Genomic DNA, 22809 nt, shown 5'->3' with positions numbered 1-22809 from the left:
GGCGACCAGCCAACCGGGCTGTCTGTGGGATCCATCCGGACATCCTCTCCTGATTTCCCCACATCCGCCCCTTTTTCGTCGCGCATCCGCCTCGAACTGGATAAACGTAGAGTTCTCTCCCTCAGCGGACGCCGTGGTGCATCGACCCCATCGTGAACTCCGGACGATCTCGGCGGTTCATGCGAGGTTGGCGCACATCCAGCCTTCGATGCGCGCATTGAACCACTCGGGGTATTGCAGCGGCAATCCGTGGCCCGCGTGCTCGTGAATGATCAGCTCGCTCGTCGAGTGGTCACGGTCGAGCTGCCGCATTCCCTCTCGAAGTGCTCGTGGTTCCTTCGCTCCGGCCAGGAGCAGGACGGCTCCGGGGAACCGGCGCCAGGCCGATGGCGTGCGGAACTCCGCATTGGCCCGGGTCAGCGCGATCAGGCTCTTTCTGGGCAGGGTCTTCGAGGTGCGGATGTAGTCGTCGAGGAGATCGTCCGGGATGTACAGCGACTTCGCTTGGAGCTTGGCGAACCAGGTCTGCCGGGCGAGCGGTGCGGTGAGCCTGACGAACCAGTGGCTCAGGCTCGGCAACGGTATGCCCTGAGTCAGCGCGCTGGTGATGACCACGCGTGTGACCACCTCGGGATGGGATGCGGCCAGTTCGAGCGCAAGCTGCGCGCCGAGCGAAAAACCTGCCACTGTGATGTCCGTGCCGGCAGGGAACTGCCCGAGGTGGGCGGCGAGCTCGGCGACAACCGCCGCGCTTGTCGTGAAGGCCACGTCATGGCTGCGGCCGTGACCGGGAAGATCAGGCACGAGAACGCGATAGCCCGGTCCGAAGTGGTCGATCTGCCTCTCCCACATCCACCCGGCCACGCCGCCGCCGTGGATGAGCAGCAGGACAGGACCAGCGGCATTACCGGTTTCCCGCATGTACAAGGCGGGTGCCCTCCTTGGGATCGAGGTTGTCGGAGACAACAACGTTTGCACGGTGGAGCGGCGCCCCTGCGATGCGATGCGCTCGACCGTACCGCCGGACCGGTTCCTACGGAAGATCGGCACGAGCCCGCCCGGAGCGACGAGAACGAGGCCCGCGACGCGATGAGGATGCGCGCTTTGCGAAAGCTTGGGGCAGATCAGGCGGCCTGCGGCCCGATATGGAGCGAATAGCCGGGTTGAGGAGACATTTCATCACGATCAATGGGAGAACACCATGAAGGGCATCCTCATCGCCGCAGCAATGACGCTCGCCACCTCGCTGGCCGGCGCCACCTCCGCGTCCGCGTCTCCGCACGCGGCCGCCGAGCCGTTCGGGCCGGCGTGCTCGTCGGTCCCCGCCTCGGGTGAGGGCAGCCTCACCGCGATCGCCGACCAGCCTGTGGCCACCGCGGCCTCCACCAACCCGGAGCTGTCGACCCTGGTCACCGCGGTGAAGAAGGCCGGGCTCGTCGACACACTCAACTCCGCCAAGGCCATCACGGTCTTCGCGCCGACCAACGACGCCTTCGCCGCGATCCCGAAGGAGGACCTGGCCGGGGTGCTGGCCGACAAGGCGGCGCTCACCAAGATCCTGACCTACCACGTGGTGGACGGCAAGAAGGCCCCCTCCGACCTGACCGACGCGCAGCTGACCACGCTGGAGGGCGGCAGGCTGACCGCCAAGGGCTCGGGCCAGGACTACACGGTCAACGAGGCCAAGGTCGTCTGCGGCGACGTGCCCACCGCCAACGCCACCGTCTACGTCATCGACAAGGTCCTCATGCCGGAGTGACGCCGCCGTCGCCTCCCGCGCATCTGGTACACACGTTCCATGAGTTCGCCTATCGCCCAGCGCCTGCAGGTCGTGCCGTCGGTGTTCGCCGTGGACCACCTGCCGCACGCGACCTTCCCCGAGGATGACGAGTGGATCGCGCTGGTGCGCGCCCCCGAGGGTCTCACCGTCGTGCGCGAGACCTGGCCGAACGGTTCGGGCGAGCGCTGGATCGGCCTGTACGGCGGCGCCACGGCGCACGACCTCGACGTCCCCGGCATGCTCGCCGCGATCGTGGGCCCGCTGGCCGAGGCGGCGATCCCGGTCTTCGTCGCCTCGACCTACCACGCCGACCTGGTTCTCGTGCCCGAGCAGAGGGCCAGGATGGCGGTCGCCGTCCTGGAAGAGGCGGGCCATCGGGTGGACACCAGGCATCTGCAGTCGGCCGACGGCTAGCCGGAGGCGGCCGCCCGCCTGGCACGCGCGTGGCAGACGGGCGGCGGCGCGCTAGTTCAGGCGGGTGATGCGGCCCAGCGCCGGGGGCTGGAGAGGGCTGGAGGAGCGGATGTGCGCCTCGAGGGCCTCGATGTCGCGGACCTTCTCCACCCGCTCGGTTCCCTCGGTCAGCACACTGAAGCCGTCACCGCCGTTCGCGATGAAGGAGTTGGCCGTGACGCGATACTTGCCCGCCGGGTCGACGACGGCGCCGTCGAGCTTGATGGTCGCCGGGTCGATCCTGTCGCAGGTCGGCCTGGCGTTGTCGTAGGTGAAGGTGAGGCCCTTCGAGACACCGAGGACCCGCGCGGTGCCCTGTCCGCACCACTGCTGCTCAAGGAACCGCTCCACCTGGGCTCCAGTCAGAGTCATCGTCACCAGCATGTTGCCGAACTGCTGGACACGCATCGCCTCGCCGTGGGTGACCAGGTTGGGCAGGTCGTTGCCGGTGGGCGAGACCCACAGATCGCCGCCGATGCCTCCGCCGTACGGGGGCTGGACGGCGATCTGGGCGCCGCCGTTCTCGGGGGAGGAGGTCGCACCGAGACGGGCGTCGGCGAGGGCGTGGCCGATCGTCGACTCCCCCGCGGCGTTCCTGGTCGCCGTGAGATCGCGGGCGATCATGCCGACGGGCCGGTTCATCAGCTGGTGGGCCTGCTCGTCGGTCTGGCGGCGCAGGGCGGCGATCCGCATGTCAGGCCTGATGTCATGGGTGACGGTGATGTTGTCCGCCTTCGCCGCGACCGGGTTGCCCGTGGCGCGGTCGACGGTGAGGTTGACGCGGGTGACCTCGCGGCTGTGTCCCGACGTCTGGGTGACGGGGATACCGTTGATCACGCAGTTGTAGGCGTTGTGGGTGTGGGCGGAGAACACGGCGTCGACCTCGGTGTCGAACCTCGCCACGATGTCCTTCACCGGTCCTGCCAGGTTGTTGCACTGGTTGGGCAGGCCCCCGCCGGTCTGCCCGCCGCCCTGATGGAGCAGGACGACGATGGTGTGCACGCCCTTGGCCTTGAGCTCGCCGACGTAGGCGTTGACCGTCTCGGCTTCGTCGCGGCCCTGCAGGGGCGCGGTGGGAGAGGGCGCCTCGAACAGAGAGTTCTTGTGGGTCACCCCGATGACGCCGACCTTGACGCCCTTCACCTCCTTGACGATGTAGGGGTCGAAGGCGGGCCGACCCGTTGTGGTGTCGATGATGTTGGCGCCCAGGTAGGGGAAGGAGGCGCCCTTGAACCCCTTCACGCCGCACCCGTCGATGGGGTGGCAGCCGCCGTTCTCCAGCCGGCGCAACTCGGCCAGGCCGCGGTCGAACTCGTGGTTGCCGACGCTGGAGGCGTCCAGACGCATCAGGGACAGCGCCGTGATCCCCGGCTCGTCGTGCATCACGGCCGACGCGGGGCTGTTGACGATGTTGTCGCCGGCCGCGAGCCTCAGCGTGCCCGTGGGGTTGTCGCGCTGAAGCCGGTCCATGTGCGCCGCGAGGTATTCGGCTCCGCCCGCCTCGACGGGGCCCTCGGGGGTCATGGCGACGCTCGAGGGCAGCGAGGAGTGGAAGTCGTTGATTCCGAGTAACTGGATGTCGACCGTGTCGGCCTTGACGGGCAGCAGGGCTGTTCCGCCCAGCAGCAGCGCGGCGAGCAGGTTGCGCATGTGCGTCCCTTCGGGGGGTTTCTGTCGGGGGCGAGCGTAGACACGCGCGCTCCTGGAAGTAAAGACTCTCGCGAGTGTGATCGTTCAGGGGAATTATTCACATCGCCAAGGAGTGAAGGCCAGGTCAGTCAGGTGAACTATTGACATGTTGGAGTGAAATGGAGGAAATTCCTCCCATGGCCGAGCCCGCAGAGAACTATTCACCCATCCTGACCCGCATCCGCGGGGTCGAGCCCACGCTGACCGCCGCGCACAGGCGCATCGCCGAGACGATCCTCGCCGAGCCCGCCGCCGTCGCCGCCTCCACCATCACGGAGCTGGCCGAACGCTGCTCCACCTCGCTGACCACGATCACCCGCTTCTGCCGCGAGCTGGGCCTGACCGGCTACCCCGAGCTCAGGCTGGCCCTCGCGGCGGAACAGGGCCGTACCACCGCCAACCCGCGCGACAGCGCGCTCATCGCCTTCTCCCCCGACGACCCGGCGAGCATGGTGCTGCGCAGCCTGCTTGCCAGCGACATGCGCGCAATGGAGGAGACCGCGGCGCAACTCGACGTCGCGGCGGTGGACCGGGCCGTCTCCGCCCTGGTGCGGGCCAGGTTCATCGACTTCTTCGCCGTCTCGGGCAGCGCGGGGGTGGCCATGGACCTGCACCTCAGACTGCACGCCGTCGGCCGGCCGTGCGCGCTGTGGCCCGACGTCCACAGCGCCGTCTGCAGCGCGAACGCCCGCGACCACCGTGATGTGGCGCTCGGCATCTCCCACTCGGGCACCACCGCCGAGGTCGTCGAGCCACTGGCCATCGCCAAGGAGCGCGGCGCCACCACCATCGCGGTGACGAACTTCCCCCGCAGCCCCCTTGCGGAGGTCGCCGACATCGTGCTGACCACCGCGGCGCAGGACACCCCCTTCCGCGCCGGCGGCGTGGCCGCCCGCCACACCCAGATGCTCGTCCTGGACTGCCTGTACATCGGCGTCGTCCAGCGCACCCACGAGACCAGTAACCAGTTGCTGACCACCGCCACGGAGGCGGTGGCCAAACACCGCCTGCCCCAACGCTGATCCAGGAGTCCCCCCATGCGTCTGGCCCCCGTAGCGGCCGCCATCGTGCTGTCGGTCGCCGCCTGCGCGCCCAGCTCGCCCTCGACCCCCGCCCAGTCCCAGGACAAGGTCACGCTGTCCGTCTGGGGATGGGGACCCGAGGAGAACTACGACAAGATGTTCGCCGCCTACGAGAAGCTCAACCCCGGTGTCGACGTCGACGCCCGCTCCTTCACCACCGCCACCGAGTACGACACGATCCTGTCCACCGGCCTGGCCGGCGACAGCGGCCCTGACCTGGCCTGGCTGCGCGCGGGCGCGAAGCTGCAACCGCTCGTCGAGGCGGGCAGGCTGCTGCCGCTGGAGACCTCCGACGTGCCCGGGCTCAAGGACTACGACGAGGGCGTGCTGCGCTCGGCCAAGGGCGACAAGGACGGCAAGGTCTACGGCGTCCCGTTCGCCGTGCAGACCCTTCAGGTGATCTACAACAAGAAGATCTTCGCCGACAACGGCATCGCTCCGCCCCAGACCTGGGACGACATGATCGCGGCGGCCGAGAAGCTGAAGGCCGGCAAGATCGTCCCGTTCGCCTTCGGCGGCAAGGACGACTGGATGCTGCCCATCGTGGCCAGCATCTTCGGCACCGCCAACTGGGGCGGCGACACCTTCCTCGACGACGTCAAGGCCAAGAGGAAGACGTTCACCGACCCGGCGTTCGTCGAGGGCATCGACCAGCTCAACAAGCTCAAGCCCTACTTCCCCGACGACGTGGCGGGCGTCTCCTACACCGACGCCCAGATCCTGTTCTCCTCGGGCAAGGCGGCCATGTTCCCCGGCGGCCTGTGGGAGCTGAACTTCTTCGCCGAGAACGCCAAGGGCGTCGAGCTGGGCGTCTTCACCCCGCCCGCGCCGAAGGGCGGGCAGGGCATGATGCCGGGCTTCACCGACGGCTCGTACGGCATCAGCGCCAAGACCAGGCACAAGGCCGAGGCGCTGAAGTTCGCCGCCTGGCTCGCCTCCAAGGACTACGGCCAGCTCTTCACCGACACGCTGAGCGTCTTCTCCGCCGTGCCGGGCGTGAAGCCGACCGACCCGCTGCTCGACGAGGTCTCCACCACCTTCGACAAGCAGGGCGCCACATACTTCATGAACGAGTTCGCGTACGGCAACCCGTCCTCGCAGACCGTCTTCTCCAAGTCGCTGCAGGAGATGCTGCTCGGCCGCATCACCGCCGAGCAGGCAGCCGAGCAGCTCGACAAGAGCGTGGCCTCATGGCTCTGAGCACCACCAGGCGGGGATCGTCGTACCTGTTCCTGATCCCCGCCTTCGTCCTCTACTCCCTCTTCGTCGTCTACCCGCTGTTCACCGGCCTGACCTACAGCGTGTTCTCGTGGAAGGGCACGCTGCGCGACACCTTCGTCGGTTTCGCCAACTACGCGGGCCTGCTCACCGAGTCCTTCCTCGACCAGCTCCTGCCCGCGCTCGGCCACAACTTCCTGCTGTTCGCGGGGACCATGCTGGTGCAGAACACGCTGGGGCTGGCCTTCGCGCTCGCGCTGTCGCGGGTACGGCGGGGCAAGCGCGCGCTGCAGACGATGTTCGCCCTGCCGTACCTGGTCAACCCGCTCGTCATCGGCTATCTCTGGACGCTGCTGCTGAGCCCGACGTTCGGGCCCGTCAACTCGCTGCTGCGCGGGGCGGGTCTGGACGGTCTGGCGATGCCGTGGCTGGGCGATCCGGCCACGGCGCTGCCGACCGTGATCTTGATCACCACCTGGCAGTGGGTCGGCTTCCCGATGCTGCTGTTCAGCGCCGCCCTCGGCGGCATCCCCCAGGAGTACGCCGAGGCGGCCAGGACCGACGGGGCGACCTCCTGGCAGGTGTTCCTGCGCATCACGCTGCCGCTGCTGCGCCCCGCGATGGCCACCATCACGATCCTGAGCTTCATCGGCAGCATGAACACCTTCGCGCTGGTCTACGCCCTCGGCGGCTCGAACGGCGCCCCCGCGGGCGCCACCGACGTGCTCGGCCTGCTGTTCTATCGAGCGGCGTTCGCCTCGGGCGACGTCAACGCCCTGGGCACCTCCTCGGCCCTGGCGGTCTTCATGTTCACCTTCATCTTCGGCTCGACCCTCCTGCTCGAGCGCGTGCTGAGGAGGAAGACGTGAGAACCCTCTGGATCAAGCTGCTGCTGTGGGGCTACGCCGTCTTCTCCATGGCGCCCCTGGTCGTGATGGTGCTGAGCTCCTTCCGGCCGACCAGCGAGATCTTCGACGATCCGATCGGACTGCCCACAGGGTCGGCGTTCGACAACTACGCCAAGGCGTGGACCGAGGCCTCCTTCTCCACCTACGTCGTCAACTCGGTGATCGTCGTGGTGTCGGCGGTGCTGCTCGGCGCCGTCGTGTCGCTGCTGGCCGCCTACCCGCTCGGGCGCAGGCGCTTCGGCGGGCGCAGCCTGTTCACCGCCTACTTCATCTCCGGCATGACGCTGCCGGCGCACCTCGGCGTGCTGCCGCTGTTCTACCTGCTGGAGAGCATGGGGCTGGTCGACTCGCTGCTGGGCCTGATCCTCGTCTACGCGGCGGGCTCGATCCCGTTCAACGTCTTCGTGCTCACCGCGTTCTTCCGGCAGCTGCCGTACGAGCTCGACGAGGCCGCCTCGCTGGACGGCGCGGGCCCGCTGGCGACGTTCTGGCACGTGATGCTGCCCCTGGTGCGGCCGGCGATCGCGACCGTGATCGTCTTCCAGTTCGTCCCCCTGTGGAATGACTTCTTCTACCCGCTGGTCCTGATGCGCGACGAGAGCAAGCTCACACTGCCCGTCGGGCTCACCCACTTCTTCGGCGAGTTCCAGAACGACTGGGGGACGCTCTTCGCCGGGCTGGTGATGACGACGATCCCCCTGGTCGTGCTCTTCGTCCTCGCCACTCGCCAGATCGTCGCCGGCCTCACCGCCGGCATGAACCGTTGAGGAGCACCCTGTGGACCTGGTGACAGCCTTCGCCGACGAGGCGCGCAGACGCACCGACGAGCTGGTGACGGGTCAGTTGCCCGCCATCAGGAGGGCGGGGGCGCTGATCGCCGAGGCGGTGCTGGCCGGAGGGGTGGTGCACGCCTACGGCACCGGCCACTCCGAGGCGGCGGCGCTGGAACTCGCGGGACGGGCTGGCGGGCTGATCCCCGCCAACCGGCTCGCCCTGCGCGACCCCGTGGTGCTCGGCTCGGCGAAACCCGGCGACTTCGACCCCTTGGCCGAGCGGGACCCGGGCACCGCCCACCGGGTGCTGGCCCTGCACACGATCGAGCCCGCCGACGTCTTCATGATCGCCTCCAACTCCGGTGGCAACGGCTCGACCGTGGAGATGGCGAAGCTGGTCAAGCAGCGCTCCCTGCCGCTCATCGCGATCACGTCCATGGCGCACACGAGCGCGATCACCTCGCGCCACCCCTCGGGCGAACGGCTGTTCGAGCTGGCCGACGTCGTGATCGACAACCTCGCCCCGTACGGCGACGCGGTGCTGGAGACCGAGCACGGTCCGGTGTGCGGCATCTCCTCGATCACCTCGGCGCTGGCCGTCCAGCTGATGGTGGCGGAGGCGATCGGCCTGCTGAGCGCGGCGGGAATGGTCCCGCCCACCTACCTGTCCGCCAACATCCCCGGCGCCGACGCGCACAACGAGGCGCTGCAGGCGCGGTACGCGGGGCGGATCAGGATCGGTGCGCTGTGACGCTGACGATCGCGGCCTTCTGGCCGCCGCCTCCGCACGAGACCACGGTGGCGCGCTACCGCGAGATCGCCGACGCGGGCATCGACCTGGTCATCACCGGCAACTACCTCAACGACACGGTCATCATCGGGCACGCGCTGTCCTGCGCCGACGAGGCGGGTCTGGAGGTGCTGGTCGCCTCCGACCCACGCGTCGAGGTGCTCATGCGCGACCTGGACCCCGGCGAGGAGCAGACCAGGGCGCTCATCGGCAGGGTGATCGACGACTACCGCGGCCACCGCTCCTTCCGCGGCATCAGCCTCATGGACGAGCCGCTGCCCGACCGCTTCGAGCGCCTGGCGGCGGGGGTGTCCGTGGTGCGCTCGCTGGGCCACCTCGCCTACGTCAACCTCTTCCCGAGCCACGCCACCGGCCCCTACGACGCCTACGTGGGCGACTTCGTCTCGACCGTCCGCCCTGCCCTGCTCTCCTTCGACCGCTACCCTTTCCTGTCCTCAGGCGAGGACGCCGGCTACTTCGCCGACCTGGCCACGATCCGCGACCACGCCGCCAGGGCGGGCGTGCCGGCCTGGATGTACGTCCAGACGCTCGCCTACGACGGGCACCGCGCACCCACCGCCGCCGAGATCGCCTGGCAGGTCAACACGGCGCTGGCCTACGGCTACACCGGCGTCCAGTACTTCACCTACTGGACCCCCGACCCGTCACGCGGAGAGGGCTTCCATCCCGCCCTGATGGACGGCGGGCTGCCCACCGAGCGCTACGGCGTCGTGCGCGACCTCAACACCCGCTGGCTGCGGCCGGTGGGCGACGAACTGTCGCGGCTGCCGTGGATGTCGACGGGACACACGGGCCCGCCGCCCGCCGGAGCGCGCCCCCTGGAGGACGGCGTCGTCGTCAGGGGCGAGGTCGTGGTGGGCAGATACGGCGCGCGGCACCTGTTCGTGTGCAACGCCCGCCACGACGCCGGCACCGAGGTCACGCTCGCCGCCAGGGCCGCCGCCTTCGACCCGGCCACCGGCTCCTACCAGCCGGGTCCCTCCGCCTTCCCGCTCGCTCCCGGCGCCGCACGCCTGGTGCGCCTGGACTCATGATGCTCTTCGCCGGCGTCGACGCGGGCGGCACCTCCACCCGGGTCGCGGTGCACACCGCCTCAGGCGCCAGGGCCGGGTACGGCACGGCGGGCGGCGGCAACCCCGCCGCGCACGGGCCCGCGGCGGCGGGCGAGGCGATCGCGGCGGCCCTGCGCCAGGCGATCCACGGCCTCCCTCCTGACTCGGTGACCGCGTCGGTGGCCGGGGTGGCCGGCTCGGACGACGGGTTCGCCGCCGTGCTGTGCCGCGTCTGGGCCGAGCAGGGCCTGACCCACTCCCCCAGGCTGGTCAGCGACGTGGACGTCGCCTACGCCGCGGGCACGCACGCGCCGTCGGGCACGCTGCTGCTGGCCGGGACGGGGGCGGCCGCCGCCAGGTTCACCGCCCGCGAGATCGACGGCGTCGCCGACGGGCTCGGGTGGCTGCTGGGCGACGAGGGAGGCGGCTTCTGGATCGGGCGGGCCGGGGTGCGGGCCGCCGTCCGCGACCTGGACAGAGGTTCGCCCGGCGGCCCGCTCGTGGAGCTGGTCACGCGACGCTTCGCCGTGACAGGGCCGCCCCGGCGGCGGGCCGACCAGATCGTCAGGATGGCGCAGGCCGACAGGATGGCGCTGGCCGCCAGCGCCCCTCTGGTCGGGCAGGCGGCCGAGTTGGGCGACCCGCTCGCCCGCGAGATCGTTCGCGAGGCCGCGGAACGCCTGGTGTCCTCGGCCGTCCGGGTGCATCGCGCGGGGCCGGTCGTGCTGGCGGGAAGCGTCCTGACCAGCGAGGGGCCGGTCCGCCGTGCCGTACTCGGCCTGCTGGGGGGACAGGACCCCGCGCGGGCGGTGCGAGGGGTGACCTGCGTCGTCACCGCGCGGGACGCGGCGGGCGCGGCGAGCTGGCTCGCCGCGCTCCAGCGGCTGGGCGAGGACGCGGCGGTGCGCGCGCACCCGCGGTTCACCTGCTGACCGTCCGCCGAAACGCTCCCCGAACCTCACCATCGCCTGGCCGGGGCCGACGCGCTCGTACGGAAGGAGGATGCGCCCGCCTGTTCGGCTACTCCTTCACCCTCCAGATCCGCTCGGCGGAGAGCGCGGGAGCCGGCGTCACGGCCCGCACCCTGCGCCGCTGCCTCGGGCTGCTGGTGCTCCGGGCTCCTTCACGGGCTGCCGTTGTGGCCCGGAGAGATCCTCACCCTGTACGCCGCGCTCGGCCTGGTGCTCCTGGCCCTTCGCCGCATCAGGCCGAGGACCGCCGTGATCACCGCGATCGTGCTCCTGGGTCGTCGTCTGCGCCTGCTACGCCCTGCCCGCCCTGCTGGTCACGTCGAGCCCCACACCCGTCACGGTGATGGCAGCGCCTTCGGCCGAGGAGGGAGCGCGGGTGCTCGCGGCCTTCACCGGTGGTGAGCGTGGCGGTAGGCGCGAGGAGAGACACCGTGCCGCTTCATGAACTGGTCGCGCAGGACGCCGTCCGAACGGAACCCCACCTTCTGCGCGACCGTCTGGATCGGCAGATCGGTGGTCTCCAGCAGCTCCTCGGCCCGGTCGAGCCGCTGGTCGCGCAGCCAGGCGTGCGGGGTCGTGCCCATCGCGGCCCGGAAGTGGCGGGCGAAGGTGCGGGGGCTCATCAACGCACGCCTGGCCAGATCGGTCACCGTCAGCCGCTGTTCGAGCCGGGCGGCGGTCCAGGCGAGCACATCGGCGAGGCGGGCGACGCCGCGGTCGTCGGTGTCGCACTGCGTGACCGGACTCGCCGGTGCGGGCACGTAATACACCTGGCCGCTCTCCCTGCGCGAGGTCACCATGGCCTCGCTCGCCACGGTGGTGGAGACGAAGGTGCCGTGCTCGCGGCGCAGCAGGTGGAGGAGCATGTCCATGCCCGCGGCAGCGCCCGCGCCCGTCACGAGCCGGCCCTCGTCGACGTACAGCGACTCAGACTGCACGTCGATCTCGGGATGACGCTCGGCCAGCTGCCCGGCCAGCGACCAGTCCGTGGTGGCCCTGCGGCCGGCGAGCAGACCGGTGTCGGCCAGGAGGAACGTGCCGGTGTCGTACGCGGCGACGATCGCGCCGCGGCGGTGGGCGGCCGTGATCGCCTCCCTGGTCGGCGGGCGCAGCCTGAGCGGCCTGCCGTCGCTGGGCAGCAGGATCACCAGGTCGGCGCCCTTCATCACCTCAGGGCGGTGCTCCACCTGCAGGACCAGGCCGATGTCGGTCTGCAGAGGGCCGAGGTCGTCGCCGCAGACGGTGAGGTCGAAGGCGGGCAGGCCCATGGCCGTACGGTCGACGAACATGTTGGCCACCACGCTGAGCCCGAACGAGCTCGCGCCTGGCATGACGTAGGCGACCACGCTGCGGAAGGGCGCCGGTGGTGCGGCGCTCGTCAGGTCCGGCCCGCGACGGTCGTCCGGTCGCACGCAGGTGCGGGAGTGGGATCGGGATGCGGAGACAGATCTGATCACGCCATCATCTCCTCGAGGTGTTCGCGCTGCAGGGTCGCGGGGAAGGGCCGATGTGGCCCATCTCATCAGGAGACGGCCTCCTGGGAAGGGCTCGCGGGCCTCAGGCGGCTGGCAACATGCGGCCACGGCGGGATCCGGCCAGCGAGAGGGCCGGACGAGCACGGCGGCGGAGCGCGGAGCCTCCGGCGAGAACGGCGGCGGACCGCGCGGGAGCCCCGGCTGCAGGGCTGGCCGCATGAGGACCAGGCCGCATGAGGACGCCGGTCCGGCTTCCGGCGCGCGGGCGGTTGTGGCGAGACTTGCTCCATCACATGGAGGAACGGACGAGGGAGTGCGCATGAAGCCGTTGGCTCACGCCGGAGTGGTCCTGGCAGCGGTGTTCGCGCTCGTCGCGGGAGGCGGGTCGGCCCTGGCCGACGCGGCCGACCCCGCCCCCGGCACCGGCGAGGTGATAACCGACGGCAACATCTGGGGCTGATCGGCGCGGGCGCCCGCGAAGGAGCCGGTGCGATGTATGTGATCACGACCCGCCTGCTGGCCACCGAGTGTGGCGTCTCCCCTGTGGCTCAGGACCTGCTGCGCGAGTCACTCCGCCAGGCGACCAGGACCGGGGGCTCCGGCCTCGAGCACGCGTGGCTCCGCAGCGACCAGGAGGGGGTCTCGCTCGTGCTCTTCCTGGTCTCGGGCTGCCTCGCGGACGCCGAGGACACGGCGTTCGTCACGATCAGCAGGATCCTGGACACCCAGGGCGAGTTCGCCGGCTGGACGCTCGCCCATCAGAGCGCGGACCTGATCGTCCTCGCGCTGGACGCGATGATGTTCAGGCCGCCACCCCACACAGACCTCCTCTGAGCGGGCGTGCGGCCGGCCGGATCGCCGATCACGCAGCTCCCGCGGCCGGGCGCGGGCTCAGACCCATTTCCTCTCCGCGGCGCGGGCACCGGCCTCGAAGCGGCTGCGTGCGTCGAGGCGCTTCATGATGTCGGCCATCATCCGCCTGATGGTCCTCGGCGAGAGACCGAGCTGACGGCCGGCGCCCTCGTCGGTGAGCCCGGCCATGAGTAACCTGAGCAACTCGTGCTCCTGGCGGCTGAGGCCGGGGTCGTCCCCCGCGGGCCCCGCGGGCTCGGCGTCCAGCGGGGCGGCGCTCCCCCAGAACTGCTCGAACAGCGCGAGCACTGCCGTCAGCGTCCCGCGATCGGTGACCTGCACCGCTCCTGCCGCGCTGTGGAGCGGGTCGATGGGCAGCAGGGCGACACGCCGGTCGTAGATGAGCATGCGCAACGGGAGCGCCGGCGCGGTGCGCACCTGCGCGCCCGCCTCGGTCAGCCACCGGAGGTAGGCCATGGTGCCGGGATGACGGTGCGCGCTGTCGAGCGCGATGGTCCTGATGGCCACGCCGCGCTCGAGCACCTGCTGGTCGACGACCATCGCGGCCTTGATCAGCTCCGCGTCCTGCGGGCCGCCCGGCATGAAGGTCGCGACCTCGGCCGTGGCACGTGACGCCAGCTGCTCGATCCTGGCCTGGATGGCGTCCATGCCCCGCAGCGGCTCGCAGCTCGGACCACTCATGCCAGGCCCCGAGTACTCGCTGACCAGCTGGCTGATCGCGGTCCTGCTCTCCGCCAGCTGGTGCTGCTGGCGCAGCAGCTCCGCCTGCTGACGCTCGAGGAGCAACTGCAGGCCGACGTCGGGCTTGACGGGACGCAGCGTGCCCGGCGACTCCCATGAGGGGCGCAGCAGGGCCAGCTCGGCCAGCCGGTCCAGAGCCAGGCGGATCTCGTCAGGAGAGACGGCGAGCTCTCGGGCGATCCCCTCGATGTCGAGATCGTTGTTCGTCAGGAGAAGTCTGTAGGTGTTCTCGGCCAGTGTGTCCAAGCCAAGAGCCTCGAGCATCCTCGGCCCCCGCAACGTAATGATCGAGTCGTGTGCCTCACGTGTCAGAGGCGTCACCCCGTCCGCGCCACCTGCGCAGGCTCCCCCTGGGCTCGTGCAGGTGCGTCGCGTGCGGCGTCGCCGCGGACCAGAGCGTCCTTCCTCCTCAACCCGTGTCAGTCCAGAAAATAAACCATGGCGGGGCCGATCCGACAGTGCCCGAACTGCCAGTAATCGCGGTTTTTCCGCCATCTGCCCGCCCTGGACTGCTGCCCGTCGGCGTGCGCCTCCGCCGCCACGCTCCCTTCGGCGCCCTTGACCTGCGCGAACCCTCCCCTCACCCGGGTCACCCTGCGAGCTCGGGGCAGACGAACCCTTTTCGCCAAGATCCCGGATCCCGGGCCCCATGGGGCGCGCTTGAGGATCTTGCCGAGTCCCGGCGACCGGCGAGCGGCCGGGCGTCAGGCGTTGGCGTAACGGGTGGCCAGGCTGTGCAGGAGGTCGCGCAGCTCCGGCGGGTCCAGGACGGTGAACGGCACACCGAGGGTGCCGAGGAAGGCGGCCAGGTTGTGCAGGGACTCGCCGCCCGTTTCCAGCACCCCGTCGTCGTGCAGGAGGCCGGCGGTGGGCGGCAGGAGCTCCGACAGCTGCGAGAGAGGGGCGTGCAGGCGGACGCGGGCCGGGTACCTCCACGCCGTCGAGGCGACGCCGCGCACGACATGGGTGGCGGCGTCGCTCGGTGGGCGGCGGGGCGTGAAGCGGGGCCCGTTGGGCGTGCGGGGGCGGATGCGGTCGGCGCGGAAGGTCCGCCAGTCGGCGCGGCCGGTGTCCCATGCCAGCAGGTACCAGCGGCGGCCGGTGTAGACGAGGCGGTGGGGCTCCGCCGTGCGCGCGCTCGCCGTACCGTCGTGCCCCTCGTAGTCGAAGCGCAGCTGCTCGTGATCGCGGATGGCGGCGGCGATGACGGTGAGGGTCTCGGCGTCGACGGTGGGACCGCGGCCCGCGACCGACACGGTGGCCGCCCCCAGGGCGTCGATGCGGCGCCGCAGCCGTGAGGGAAGCATCTGCTGGAGCTTGGTGAGGGCGCGCAGCGAGGTCTCCTCGATGCCGGTCACCGTGCCGCTGGCCGCCGCGTGCAGGCTGACGGCCACGGCCACCGCCTCCTCGTCGTCCAGGATCAGCGGGGGCAGGGCCGCGCCCGCGCCCAGCCGGTAGCCGCCCGCCGTACCGGTGGTGGACTCGACGGTGTAGCCGAGGATGCGCAGCCGCTCGATGTCGTTGCGCACGGTCCTGGTGGTCACGTCGAGTCGTTCGGCCAGTTCGCGGCCCGGCCAGTCGGGACGCGACTGCAGCAGGGAAAGCAGGCGCAGGAGCCGGACGGAGGTTTCCAACATTTCCTCAGTCTGCCAGGCATTGAGGAAACGCACGTTCCTCAACGCCCCCTATGGTTTGAACAGAGGAAAGGAGCAACACATGTTGCGAGGACCGGCGACCGTCAACATCTGGGCCGACGACATGGAGGCCGCCAGGAAGTGGTACGCGGAGCTGCTGGGCGTCGAGCCGTACTTCGAGCGCCCCGGCAACGGGCTGCCGGCCGCCTACTACGAGTTCAGGATCGGCGACTACCAGTCCGAACTCGGCATCATCGACAGGCGATACGCCCCGCCGACCGCCGCGGACTCCCCCGGAGGCGCGGTCATCCACTGGCACGTCGACGACGTGCAGGGCACGCTCGACCGGCTGCTGTCCCTGGGCGCCACGCCGTACATGCCGCTCACCGAGCAGGGCCCCGGCTTCGTCACCGCCTCCGTCGTCGACCCGTTCGGCAACGTGCTCGGCGTCATGTACAACCAGCACTACCTGGAGATCCTGGCCCGATGATGCACTTCGCGGACGCGGCCGACTGGGAGTCGTGGCTGACCGAGCACCACGGGGACGAGGGCGGCGCCTGGCTCAAGATCGCCAAGAAGGGGTCGGCCTTCACCTCGGTCACGATCGCCCAGGCGCTGGAGGTCGCGCTGTGCTACGGCTGGATCGACAGCCAGCGCAAGGCCCTGGACGAGCACTTCTACCTGCAGCGCTACTCCCGCCGCCGCAAGGGCAGCCCGTGGTCGCGGGTGAACGTGCAGACGGTGGAGGCGCTGACCGCCGCCGGGCGGATGCGGCCGCCCGGCCTGGCGGAGGTCGAGGCCGCCCAGACCGACGGCCGGTGGGCGGCGGCCTACACCGCCCAGCGCAACGCCACCGTGCCGCCCGACCTGTCCGAGGCGCTGGTGGCCCACCCTGGGGCCGCCGCCCGCTTCGAGGCGCTCGACAAGACCGGCCGATACCTGCTGATCCTGCCGGTGCTGAAGGCCAGGACCCCGGCCGGGCGCGCGGCCCGCGTGCGAAAGGCGATCTCGGAGCTGGCCGGCGGGTGAGAGCGACGAGGGGACGCCCGCGCGGGCAGGCGTCCCCGCGCGCCGCCACCGTGCCCGAGCACCATCCCGGCCGGCGGTTCGCGCAGGCCGGCTCCCTCTCCTGGACCGGCGGACCTACCAGGCGTGTGCTCCGAGGCGGCCCCTGCCACCCGACGTAGATTCGAATCGGGGGTGGGGGCGGAAGCCGCCTGGCCTGCGGAGCCTTGTATCCTGCTAAACCTACAGATTTAACATGAAACGTCTGGACCAGGAGAAATGTTGACCAGCAAGCTCGCCGGAGCCGCGCTCGCGCTCGCGCTCGTCTTGGCACTCACCGCGTGCGGCTCCGGTTCGAGAGGCCAGTCCCCGACGGCCGCGAAGCCCGACCCCGCCGCCATCATTGAGATCGGCTCGCTGTACGAGCCGCAGAACCTCGACAACACCGGCGGCGGCGGCCAGGGCGTGACCGAGGCGTTCAACGGCAACGTCTACGAGGGCCTGTTCAAGCTGACCGACGACGGCAAGGTAGAGCCCCTGCTCGCCCAGAGCCACGAAGTCAGCGACGACGGCCTCACCTATACCTTCAAGCTGCGCCAGGGCGTCACCTTCCACTCCGGCAAGGCGCTGACGTCCGCGGATGTGAAACACAGCCTGGAGAAGGTGACCGCGGAGGAATCCCAGTCGGCCAGGAAGAGCAGCTTCAAGCCGATCAAGAGCATCGAGACGCCCGACGCGGGCACGGTCGTGATCAAGCTGTCGAGCAAGTCGATCTCGCTGGTCTACAACCTGAGCTACGTGTGGATCGTCAACTCGGCGGCCAAGAACCTGGCGACCACCGAGGACGGCACGGGGCCGTACAAGCTGGGCGCGTGGAAGCGCGGCTCGACCCTGAGCCTGAACAGGTTCGCCGGCTACTGGGGCACGCCGCCCGCCAACAACGGCGTGGTGTTCCACTACTTCACCGACGCGACCGCGCTCAACAACGCGTTGCTCACCAACGCCGTCGACGTGATCACCAACCAGCAGAGCCCCGACGCCCTGACCCAGTTCGAGGGCAACAAGGACTACAAGGTCAACGAGGGGCACTCCACCACCAAGCTGCTGCTGGCCTTCAACGACAGGAAGGCGCCCTTCGACAAGCCGCTGGTCCGTAAGGCCGTCTCCGCCGCCATCGACGACGCCAAGCTGCTGGAGTCGATCTGGGCGGGGCGCGGCAGCCTGATCGGCTCCATGACGCCGCCGACCGACCCGTGGTACGAGGACCTCACCAAGGTCAACGCCTACGACGTGAACCTGGCCAAGAAGCAGCTCGCCGAGGCCGGCTACGCAGGCGGCTTCACCTTCACCCTGGACACCCCCAACTACGACCCGCACCCGACGGCCGCCACGTTCATCAAGAGCGAGCTGGCCAAGGTCGGCGTCACGGTCAACATCAACGTCATCACGGCCGACGAGTGGTACACCAAGGTGTACAAGAACCACGACTTCGCCGCGACACTGCAGGAGCACGTCAACGACCGCGACATCGTCTGGTACGGCGACCCCGGCTTCTACTGGGGCTACGACAACCCGCAGGTCACCCGGTGGGTGGCCGAGGCGGAGCAGTCGGACACCACCGAGCAGCAGACCGAGCTCCTGAAGAAGGTGAACCGCCAGATCGCCGAGGACGCGGCGAGCGACTGGCTCTACCTGTATCCGCAGATCGTCGTGGCCTCCTCGAAGCTGTCCGGCTACCCGATCAACGGCCTGAACTCGCAGTTCTACGCGTACGGGATCAAGAAGGGCTGATGGCGCTCTACCTGCTGCGCCGTACCGCGTTCCTGATCGGCTCGCTGTTCCTGGCGGCCACGCTGCTGTTCCTGCTCCTGCGCCTGCTGCCTGGCGACCCCGCCAACGCGTTGCTGTCGGTGGGCGCCACTCCCGAGCAGATCGCGGCGGCGCGGCGGCAGATCGGCTCCGACCGGCCGCTGCCCGAGCAGTACCTCTCGTGGCTCGGCGGGCTGGTCAGGTTCGACCTCGGCGCCTCGTTCGTCAGCAGCCTGCCCGTCGGCCAGGAGATCGCCTCCCGGCTGGTCGTCACCGTGCCGCTCACGCTGCTGTCGTTCCTGCTGGCGGTGGTGGTCGCGGTGCCGGTCGGGTTCCTGGCCGCCTACCGGGCCGACCGGTGGTACGGGCCGCTGCTGAACGGCATCGCGCAGCTCGGCATCGCGGTGCCGGTGTTCTGGATCGGCATGCTGCTGGTGACCGTGTTCGCCCTGCAGCTGCGGGTGCTGCCGGCCGGCGGATTCCCCCGTGACGACTGGGCCTACCCCGCCGACGCGCTGACCTCACTGGCCCTGCCGATCGTCACCATCGCGCTGGTGATGTCGGCCTCCCTCATCCGCTACGTGCGATCGGCCACGCTCGACGTGCTGGGCAGCGACTACCTGCGGACCGCTCGGGCGCTCGGCTCCTCGTTCGTCGGCGCGATGTGGCGGCACGGCCTGCGGAACGCGGCCGTGCCCGTCATCGCGATCCTCGGCATCGAGCTGGCCACGACCTTCCTCGGAGCGGTGGTGGTCGAGAGCGTGTTCGCGCTGCCGGGCCTCGGCGGGATGCTGGTCAAGGGCATCGCCGAGCACGACTACCCGGTCATCCAGGGCATTCTGGTGGTGAGCACGTTCGCGGTGCTGGTGATCGGGTTCGCGGCCGACATCGCCCAGCGGCTGGTCGATCCGCGGCTGCGCGCGCACGTGGCAGGGGGCAGGCCGTGAGGTCCAGGCTCTCACCGACCTTCCTCATCGGGTGCGCGCTGGTCGGCGCCGTCCTCGCGGTCGCGGTCGTGTCGCTGGTCTGGCTGCCGTTCGAGCCCTCCGACACCTCGGGAGGACGGCTGGCCCCACCGGGCGGCGACCACCTGCTCGGCACGGACAAGCTCGGGCGCGACCTGCTCACCCAGCTCATGGTCGGCGCACGGATCGCGCTGACGGTCGGTGTCGGTTCCGTGCTGGTCGGCGGGGTACTGGGCGTGACGGCCGGGCTGATCGCCGGATTCGCGACCAGGTGGCTGGACGACGCGATCTCGGCCTTCCTCGACATCCTCATCGCCTTCCCCACGCTGCTGCTGGCCATGCTGGTGGTGGCCGTGCGGGAGGCGTCCCTGGGTTCGGCGATCCTGGCTATCGGCCTGGCGATGTCGGCCGTGGTCGCCCGCCTGACCAGGGTGCTGGTCAAAAGAGTGCTCGCCCAGGACTACATCACGGCCGCGCGCACGTCGGGCACCTCGTGGCCGCGCGTCGTGACCGAGCACGTCATGCCCAACATCTGGCCGACGGTCCTGGTCAACCTCGCCCTTCAGCTCGGACTGGCCGTCCTGGCGGAGGCGTCGCTGTCCTACCTGGGCCTCGGCCCGCCGCCGCCGAACGCCTCATGGGGACGGCTGCTGCAGGAGGCCCAGGCCACCGTGCTCACCGCGCCCGTCGGCGCCATCGCGCCGGGCGTACTGCTCGTGGTGCTCGTCGTGGGCGTCAACCTGGTCGCCGACGGCTTCAGGGACCTGGCCGACCCGACCCGCAGGAGGACCCGATGAGCCTGCTGGACGTCAAAGACCTCTCCGTGCGGCAGGCGGACGGCCGCGAGCTGGTCAAAGGCATCTCCTTCACCATCGGCCCTGGCGAACGACTCGGCCTGATCGGCGAGTCCGGCTCGGGCAAGTCGCTGACCGCGCTGGCCGTCATGGGCCTGCTGCCCGCGGGAATGACCGCCTCGGGCAGCGCCGTACTGGACGGGACGGAGATCATCGGCACGCAGGACCGCAGGCTCGACGCGGTGCGCGGCAGGGCCGCGACCGTGGTCTTCCAGGAGCCGCTCACCGCGCTCGACCCGCTGACGCGGGTGGGCCGCCTGCTGGCCGAGCCGCTCAGGCGCAGGCGCGGCCTGCGCGGCGTCGCCCTGCGCGCCGCCGTTCTCCAGTCCCTTCGAGAGGTACGGCTCGGCGACCCCGAGCGCGTGGCCAGGGCCTACCCGCACGAGATCTCCGGCGGCCAGCGGCAGCGGGTGGCGATCGCGATGGCGCTGGCCTGCGACCCCAAGCTGCTGATCGCCGACGAGCCGACCACCGCGCTGGACGTCACCGTGCAGGCCGAGGTCCTGGCGCTGCTCGACGGTTTGGTCGCGGACAAGGGGATGACGCTGATGTTCATCAGTCACGACCTCGCCGTGGTGGCGGGCGTCACCGATCGGATCGTGGTGCTGAAGGACGGCGCCGCGGTCGAGTCGGGAAGGGTGCGCGACATCGTGCACGAGCCGCGGCACGCCTACACCCGCTCGCTGGTGGAGAGCGCGTGGGCGCTCGAGGCCGAGCTGGATCGGATGGCGCCATGAGCGTCCTGGAGGCCCGCGAGGTCGGATTCGCCTACCGGGGCGCCGCTCCCGTGCTCTGCGACGTCTCGGTCGCGGTGTCGGCCGGACGCAGCATGGCGCTGGTCGGCGAGTCGGGCGCGGGCAAGACGACGCTGCTGCGCCTGCTGCTCGGCCTGGCCAGACCCACCACGGGCCAGATCCTCTTCGACGGCCGCGCGCTGGCGTCGACGCGCGACAGGGAGTTCAGGCGCAACGTCCAGCCGGTCTTCCAGGATCCCTACTCCTCGCTGGACCCACGGCAGCGGGTGGGCAGGATCGTCTCGGAGCCGCTCCGGTCGCTGCGCGTCGGCTCGCGCGACGAGCTCGGCGACAGGGTGGCGGAGGCGCTGCGGGCGGTGGGGCTGCCCGCGGACTCCGCGCGCCGCTATCCGCACGAGTTCTCCGGCGGGCAGCGTCAGCGGATCGCGATCGCCAGGGCCATCGTGTGCGAGCCCCGGGTGCTGCTGGCCGACGAGCCGGTCAGCGCTCTCGACGTCTCCACCAGGGTGCGCGTGGTGGAGCTGCTGGCCGAGCTGGGGCGCAGCAGGCAGCTGACCGTGGTGATGGTCTCGCACGACCTCACCGTGGTCGCCGCCCTGTGCCAGGAGACCGCGGTGATCGAACGCGGCCGGATCGTGGAGCAGGGGGCGACCGCGGCGGTGCTCGGCTCGCCCACCCACCCGTACACCCGGCAACTCATCGACAGCGTCCCCCGCCTCAGCCGCACAGGAGGAGGGACTATCGGGGATCTCCCTTGACCGCCTGGGGCAGCGGCCTGTCGATGTCGTACAGGCCCGCGTCCACGTGATTGAGCGCGTGCCGTACCGCGCCCTGCACGACCGCCTGGTCGCCGAGTGAGGAGATGGCCAGGGCGGGGGGCTCCAGGCACAACGGATCGAGGTGACGGCGCAGGGGTTCGAGGAGCACGTCGCCCGAGCGCGAGACGCCGCCGCCGATCACGACCAGGTCGGGGTCCACGGTCAGGACGACGGCGGCGATGCCTTCGGCCAGGTCGTGGGCGTACTGGTCGACAGAGTGCTGGGCGGCGAGGTCGCCGGTACGGGCTCGGGCGAAGACGAACGCGGCAGCCTCCTCGGGCTGCGTGCCCGGTGGCAGGCCCTCGTAGGCGGTCAGGTGAGAGGGCGCTCGATGCCAGCCCACCAAGGGGAGCGCGCCTATCTCGCCTGCCGCCCCGCGTCCTCCTCGATGGAGCCGGCCGCCGATGAGCATGCCCGCTCCTGTCCGCACTCCCGACAGCACGAACACCACGTCATCGACGCCTTGCGCGTGGCCGGTCCATCCCTCCGCCAGCGCGGCCAGGTTGCAGTCGTTCTCCACCAGCACCGGGCAGTCGAACTCGCCGCGGATCGCGCCTGCCAGATCCACGCCCGTCCAGTCGGGCAGACCGACCGAGAGCTTCACCACGCCTTCGGCGGTCACCACCCCTGTGGTGCCCACGCAGACGGCGGCCACCTGGCGGGCGGAGACGTTCGCCGCCTTCAGCGCGCTGCGGGCGGCGGCGCGGATCGCGGCGAGCCGCTCCTCGCGGCCGCAGGCAGGATTGACCCGTTCGGCGTGCGCGCCTGCGAGGGCGCCTTCGAGGTCGGCCACCGTGGCTCGGATGATGTAGGAGCCGACGTCGACGGCCAGCACGTGGGCGGCTGTCGCGTGGAAGGCGACCAGCCGGGCCGGCCGGCCCATCTGCCCGCTCTCGGGCGGCAGCTCCGTCAGCCACCCGGCGGACAGCAACTCCTCGACCAGACTCTCCACCGTGGGGCGGGAGAGCTCGGCCCGTCTTGCCAGCTCAGTGAGGGCGACAGGACCTTGACCCCGCAGCGCGCGCAGGGTCGCGGCGAGGTTGATCCGGCGCAACCGTGAGGTGTCGCCGCCACGCATCTTCACCATGTGCCCCCTTGACACCATCCTGATGGGACTAATAAAAACAGTCTTCATTAGTAAGT

The 22809-nt window shown here is 70.4% G+C and carries 24 protein-coding genes; 18 read left to right on the top strand and 6 right to left on the bottom strand.

The features are described from left to right. Positions 1 to 177: 177 nt before the first annotated feature. The gene (locus ABFX55_RS10985) at positions 178 to 921 is read right to left on the bottom strand and encodes an alpha/beta fold hydrolase (RefSeq protein ID WP_346116555.1); all 744 of its coding nucleotides are present in this window, start codon (positions 919 to 921) and stop codon (positions 178 to 180) included. 280 nt (positions 922 to 1201) lie between these two features. On the opposite strand from ABFX55_RS10985, the gene ABFX55_RS10980 reads away from it, so the two are divergent. Next, positions 1202 to 1759, top strand: a complete 558-nt coding sequence (locus ABFX55_RS10980; protein WP_379479247.1) for a fasciclin domain-containing protein — start codon at positions 1202 to 1204, stop codon at positions 1757 to 1759. 39 nt (positions 1760 to 1798) lie between these two features. Then, complete coding sequence (locus ABFX55_RS10975) at positions 1799 to 2194, top strand: ACT domain-containing protein (protein WP_346116546.1); 396 nt, start codon at positions 1799 to 1801, stop codon at positions 2192 to 2194. Between the two features lie 51 nt (positions 2195 to 2245). Here the strand turns inward: ABFX55_RS10975 and ABFX55_RS10970 are convergent, their stop codons facing one another. Further along, positions 2246 to 3883 (bottom strand): bifunctional metallophosphatase/5'-nucleotidase, encoded by a 1638-nt coding sequence (locus ABFX55_RS10970; protein ID WP_346120115.1) that lies wholly within the window; start codon positions 3881 to 3883, stop codon positions 2246 to 2248. Positions 3884 to 4059: 176 nt separating this feature from the next. Between ABFX55_RS10970 and ABFX55_RS10965 the strand changes: the two genes are divergently transcribed. Genes ABFX55_RS10965 through ABFX55_RS10935 form a run of 7 tightly spaced genes read left to right on the top strand, consistent with a single transcriptional unit; the run spans position 4060 to position 10698 of the window. Next, a complete protein-coding gene (locus ABFX55_RS10965) occupies positions 4060 to 4944 on the top strand; it encodes a MurR/RpiR family transcriptional regulator (RefSeq protein WP_183642262.1) in 885 nt (294 codons plus the stop codon). A gap of 15 nt (positions 4945 to 4959) precedes the next feature. After that, positions 4960 to 6204 carry an ABC transporter substrate-binding protein gene (locus ABFX55_RS10960; protein ID WP_346120113.1) on the top strand — a complete coding sequence of 415 codons (1245 nt, stop codon included), beginning with the start codon at positions 4960 to 4962 and terminating at the stop codon, positions 6202 to 6204. After that, the gene (locus tag ABFX55_RS10955) at positions 6195 to 7091 is read left to right on the top strand and encodes a carbohydrate ABC transporter permease (protein ID WP_346120111.1); all 897 of its coding nucleotides are present in this window, start codon (positions 6195 to 6197) and stop codon (positions 7089 to 7091) included. The genes ABFX55_RS10960 and ABFX55_RS10955 overlap by 10 nt, the downstream gene beginning before the upstream one ends. Further along, positions 7088 to 7897, top strand: a complete 810-nt coding sequence (locus ABFX55_RS10950) for a carbohydrate ABC transporter permease (RefSeq protein ID WP_346120109.1) — start codon at positions 7088 to 7090, stop codon at positions 7895 to 7897. Before ABFX55_RS10955 ends, ABFX55_RS10950 begins: the two co-directional genes overlap by 4 nt. Before the next feature lie 10 nt (positions 7898 to 7907). Further along, the gene (locus ABFX55_RS10945) at positions 7908 to 8654 is read left to right on the top strand and encodes a sugar isomerase domain-containing protein (protein WP_346120107.1); all 747 of its coding nucleotides are present in this window, start codon (positions 7908 to 7910) and stop codon (positions 8652 to 8654) included. Next, positions 8651 to 9748, top strand: a complete 1098-nt coding sequence (locus ABFX55_RS10940) for a hypothetical protein (RefSeq protein ID WP_346120106.1) — start codon at positions 8651 to 8653, stop codon at positions 9746 to 9748. Before ABFX55_RS10945 ends, ABFX55_RS10940 begins: the two co-directional genes overlap by 4 nt. Continuing rightward, entirely contained in the window at positions 9745 to 10698 is a 954-nt protein-coding gene (locus tag ABFX55_RS10935) for an N-acetylglucosamine kinase (protein WP_346120104.1), read from the top strand. Before ABFX55_RS10940 ends, ABFX55_RS10935 begins: the two co-directional genes overlap by 4 nt. 428 nt (positions 10699 to 11126) lie before the next feature. On the opposite strand, the gene ABFX55_RS10930 is transcribed toward ABFX55_RS10935, so the two are convergent. Then, positions 11127 to 12194: a GlxA family transcriptional regulator gene (locus tag ABFX55_RS10930; protein WP_346120102.1), complete on the bottom strand. Its 1068-nt coding sequence runs from the start codon at positions 12192 to 12194 to the stop codon at positions 11127 to 11129. A gap of 337 nt (positions 12195 to 12531) precedes the next feature. On the opposite strand from ABFX55_RS10930, the gene ABFX55_RS10925 reads away from it, so the two are divergent. Both ABFX55_RS10925 and ABFX55_RS10920 read left to right on the top strand, forming a co-directional pair. Continuing rightward, the gene (locus ABFX55_RS10925; protein WP_346120100.1) at positions 12532 to 12672 is read left to right on the top strand and encodes a hypothetical protein; all 141 of its coding nucleotides are present in this window, start codon (positions 12532 to 12534) and stop codon (positions 12670 to 12672) included. Positions 12673 to 12704: 32 nt separating this feature from the next. Further along, positions 12705 to 13046 carry a hypothetical protein gene (locus ABFX55_RS10920; protein ID WP_346120099.1) on the top strand — a complete coding sequence of 114 codons (342 nt, stop codon included), beginning with the start codon at positions 12705 to 12707 and terminating at the stop codon, positions 13044 to 13046. Positions 13047 to 13103: 57 nt separating this feature from the next. Here the strand turns inward: ABFX55_RS10920 and ABFX55_RS10915 are convergent, their stop codons facing one another. Together ABFX55_RS10915 and ABFX55_RS10910 are read right to left on the bottom strand one after the other, a co-directional pair. Beyond that, positions 13104 to 14072 carry a LuxR C-terminal-related transcriptional regulator gene (locus ABFX55_RS10915; protein WP_346120097.1) on the bottom strand — a complete coding sequence of 323 codons (969 nt, stop codon included), beginning with the start codon at positions 14070 to 14072 and terminating at the stop codon, positions 13104 to 13106. 458 nt (positions 14073 to 14530) lie between these two features. Continuing rightward, entirely contained in the window at positions 14531 to 15463 is a 933-nt protein-coding gene (locus ABFX55_RS10910; protein ID WP_346120095.1) for a helix-turn-helix transcriptional regulator, read from the bottom strand. A 79-nt stretch (positions 15464 to 15542) separates the two neighbouring features. On the opposite strand from ABFX55_RS10910, the gene ABFX55_RS10905 reads away from it, so the two are divergent. The 7 genes from ABFX55_RS10905 to ABFX55_RS10875 all read left to right on the top strand — a co-directional run bounded on the left by ABFX55_RS10905 (position 15543) and on the right by ABFX55_RS10875 (position 21606). Then, a complete protein-coding gene (locus tag ABFX55_RS10905; RefSeq protein WP_346120093.1) occupies positions 15543 to 15950 on the top strand; it encodes a VOC family protein in 408 nt (135 codons plus the stop codon). Then, entirely contained in the window at positions 15947 to 16489 is a 543-nt protein-coding gene (locus ABFX55_RS10900; protein ID WP_346120092.1) for a YdeI/OmpD-associated family protein, read from the top strand. Before ABFX55_RS10905 ends, ABFX55_RS10900 begins: the two co-directional genes overlap by 4 nt. Before the next feature lie 255 nt (positions 16490 to 16744). Then, positions 16745 to 18256 carry an ABC transporter substrate-binding protein gene (locus ABFX55_RS10895; RefSeq protein ID WP_346120090.1) on the top strand — a complete coding sequence of 504 codons (1512 nt, stop codon included), beginning with the start codon at positions 16745 to 16747 and terminating at the stop codon, positions 18254 to 18256. After that, positions 18256 to 19221, top strand: a complete 966-nt coding sequence (locus tag ABFX55_RS10890; RefSeq protein WP_346120088.1) for an ABC transporter permease — start codon at positions 18256 to 18258, stop codon at positions 19219 to 19221. The genes ABFX55_RS10895 and ABFX55_RS10890 overlap by 1 nt, the downstream gene beginning before the upstream one ends. Next, the gene (locus ABFX55_RS10885; RefSeq protein ID WP_346120086.1) at positions 19218 to 20036 is read left to right on the top strand and encodes an ABC transporter permease; all 819 of its coding nucleotides are present in this window, start codon (positions 19218 to 19220) and stop codon (positions 20034 to 20036) included. The genes ABFX55_RS10890 and ABFX55_RS10885 overlap by 4 nt, the downstream gene beginning before the upstream one ends. Next, on the top strand, positions 20033 to 20830 hold the full coding sequence (locus tag ABFX55_RS10880) for an ATP-binding cassette domain-containing protein (protein WP_346120084.1): 798 nt from the start codon (positions 20033 to 20035) through the stop codon (positions 20828 to 20830). Before ABFX55_RS10885 ends, ABFX55_RS10880 begins: the two co-directional genes overlap by 4 nt. Next, positions 20827 to 21606 carry an ABC transporter ATP-binding protein gene (locus ABFX55_RS10875; protein ID WP_346120082.1) on the top strand — a complete coding sequence of 260 codons (780 nt, stop codon included), beginning with the start codon at positions 20827 to 20829 and terminating at the stop codon, positions 21604 to 21606. The genes ABFX55_RS10880 and ABFX55_RS10875 overlap by 4 nt, the downstream gene beginning before the upstream one ends. Here ABFX55_RS10875 and ABFX55_RS10870 read toward each other — a convergent pair. Then, a complete protein-coding gene (locus tag ABFX55_RS10870) occupies positions 21587 to 22753 on the bottom strand; it encodes an ROK family transcriptional regulator (RefSeq protein WP_346120080.1) in 1167 nt (388 codons plus the stop codon). The genes ABFX55_RS10875 and ABFX55_RS10870 overlap by 20 nt on opposite strands. Positions 22754 to 22809: the final 56 nt, after the last annotated feature.

The organism is Nonomuraea roseola, assembly GCF_039535395.1.
Lineage (GTDB): Bacteria > Actinomycetota > Actinomycetes > Streptosporangiales > Streptosporangiaceae > Nonomuraea > Nonomuraea roseola.
The sequence above is the reverse complement of the archived record's forward strand: the minus strand, read 5'-3'. Positions and strand labels throughout refer to the sequence as shown.

What these genes read in the sequence shown, in the direction of transcription:
- ABFX55_RS10935 (WP_346120104.1), top strand. Translation starts at nt 9,745, where the DNA reads ATGATGCTCTTCGCCGGCGTCGACGCGGGCGGCACCTCCACCCGGGTC.
- ABFX55_RS10895 (WP_346120090.1), top strand. Translation starts at nt 16,745, where the DNA reads ATGTTGACCAGCAAGCTCGCCGGAGCCGCGCTCGCGCTCGCGCTCGTC.
- ABFX55_RS10905 (WP_346120093.1), top strand. Translation starts at nt 15,543, where the DNA reads ATGTTGCGAGGACCGGCGACCGTCAACATCTGGGCCGACGACATGGAG.
- ABFX55_RS10970 (WP_346120115.1), bottom strand. Translation starts at nt 3,883, where the DNA reads ATGCGCAACCTGCTCGCCGCGCTGCTGCTGGGCGGAACAGCCCTGCTG.
- ABFX55_RS10925 (WP_346120100.1), top strand. Translation starts at nt 12,532, where the DNA reads ATGAAGCCGTTGGCTCACGCCGGAGTGGTCCTGGCAGCGGTGTTCGCG.
- ABFX55_RS10975 (WP_346116546.1), top strand. Translation starts at nt 1,799, where the DNA reads ATGAGTTCGCCTATCGCCCAGCGCCTGCAGGTCGTGCCGTCGGTGTTC.
- ABFX55_RS10880 (WP_346120084.1), top strand. Translation starts at nt 20,033, where the DNA reads ATGAGCCTGCTGGACGTCAAAGACCTCTCCGTGCGGCAGGCGGACGGC.
- ABFX55_RS10960 (WP_346120113.1), top strand. Translation starts at nt 4,960, where the DNA reads ATGCGTCTGGCCCCCGTAGCGGCCGCCATCGTGCTGTCGGTCGCCGCC.
- ABFX55_RS10910 (WP_346120095.1), bottom strand. Translation starts at nt 15,463, where the DNA reads ATGTTGGAAACCTCCGTCCGGCTCCTGCGCCTGCTTTCCCTGCTGCAG.
- ABFX55_RS10955 (WP_346120111.1), top strand. Translation starts at nt 6,195, where the DNA reads ATGGCTCTGAGCACCACCAGGCGGGGATCGTCGTACCTGTTCCTGATC.
- ABFX55_RS10985 (WP_346116555.1), bottom strand. Translation starts at nt 921, where the DNA reads ATGCGGGAAACCGGTAATGCCGCTGGTCCTGTCCTGCTGCTCATCCAC.
- ABFX55_RS10890 (WP_346120088.1), top strand. Translation starts at nt 18,256, where the DNA reads ATGGCGCTCTACCTGCTGCGCCGTACCGCGTTCCTGATCGGCTCGCTG.
- ABFX55_RS10980 (WP_379479247.1), top strand. Translation starts at nt 1,202, where the DNA reads ATGAAGGGCATCCTCATCGCCGCAGCAATGACGCTCGCCACCTCGCTG.
- ABFX55_RS10965 (WP_183642262.1), top strand. Translation starts at nt 4,060, where the DNA reads ATGGCCGAGCCCGCAGAGAACTATTCACCCATCCTGACCCGCATCCGC.
- ABFX55_RS10900 (WP_346120092.1), top strand. Translation starts at nt 15,947, where the DNA reads ATGATGCACTTCGCGGACGCGGCCGACTGGGAGTCGTGGCTGACCGAG.
- ABFX55_RS10870 (WP_346120080.1), bottom strand. Translation starts at nt 22,753, where the DNA reads ATGGTGAAGATGCGTGGCGGCGACACCTCACGGTTGCGCCGGATCAAC.
- ABFX55_RS10875 (WP_346120082.1), top strand. Translation starts at nt 20,827, where the DNA reads ATGAGCGTCCTGGAGGCCCGCGAGGTCGGATTCGCCTACCGGGGCGCC.
- ABFX55_RS10920 (WP_346120099.1), top strand. Translation starts at nt 12,705, where the DNA reads ATGTATGTGATCACGACCCGCCTGCTGGCCACCGAGTGTGGCGTCTCC.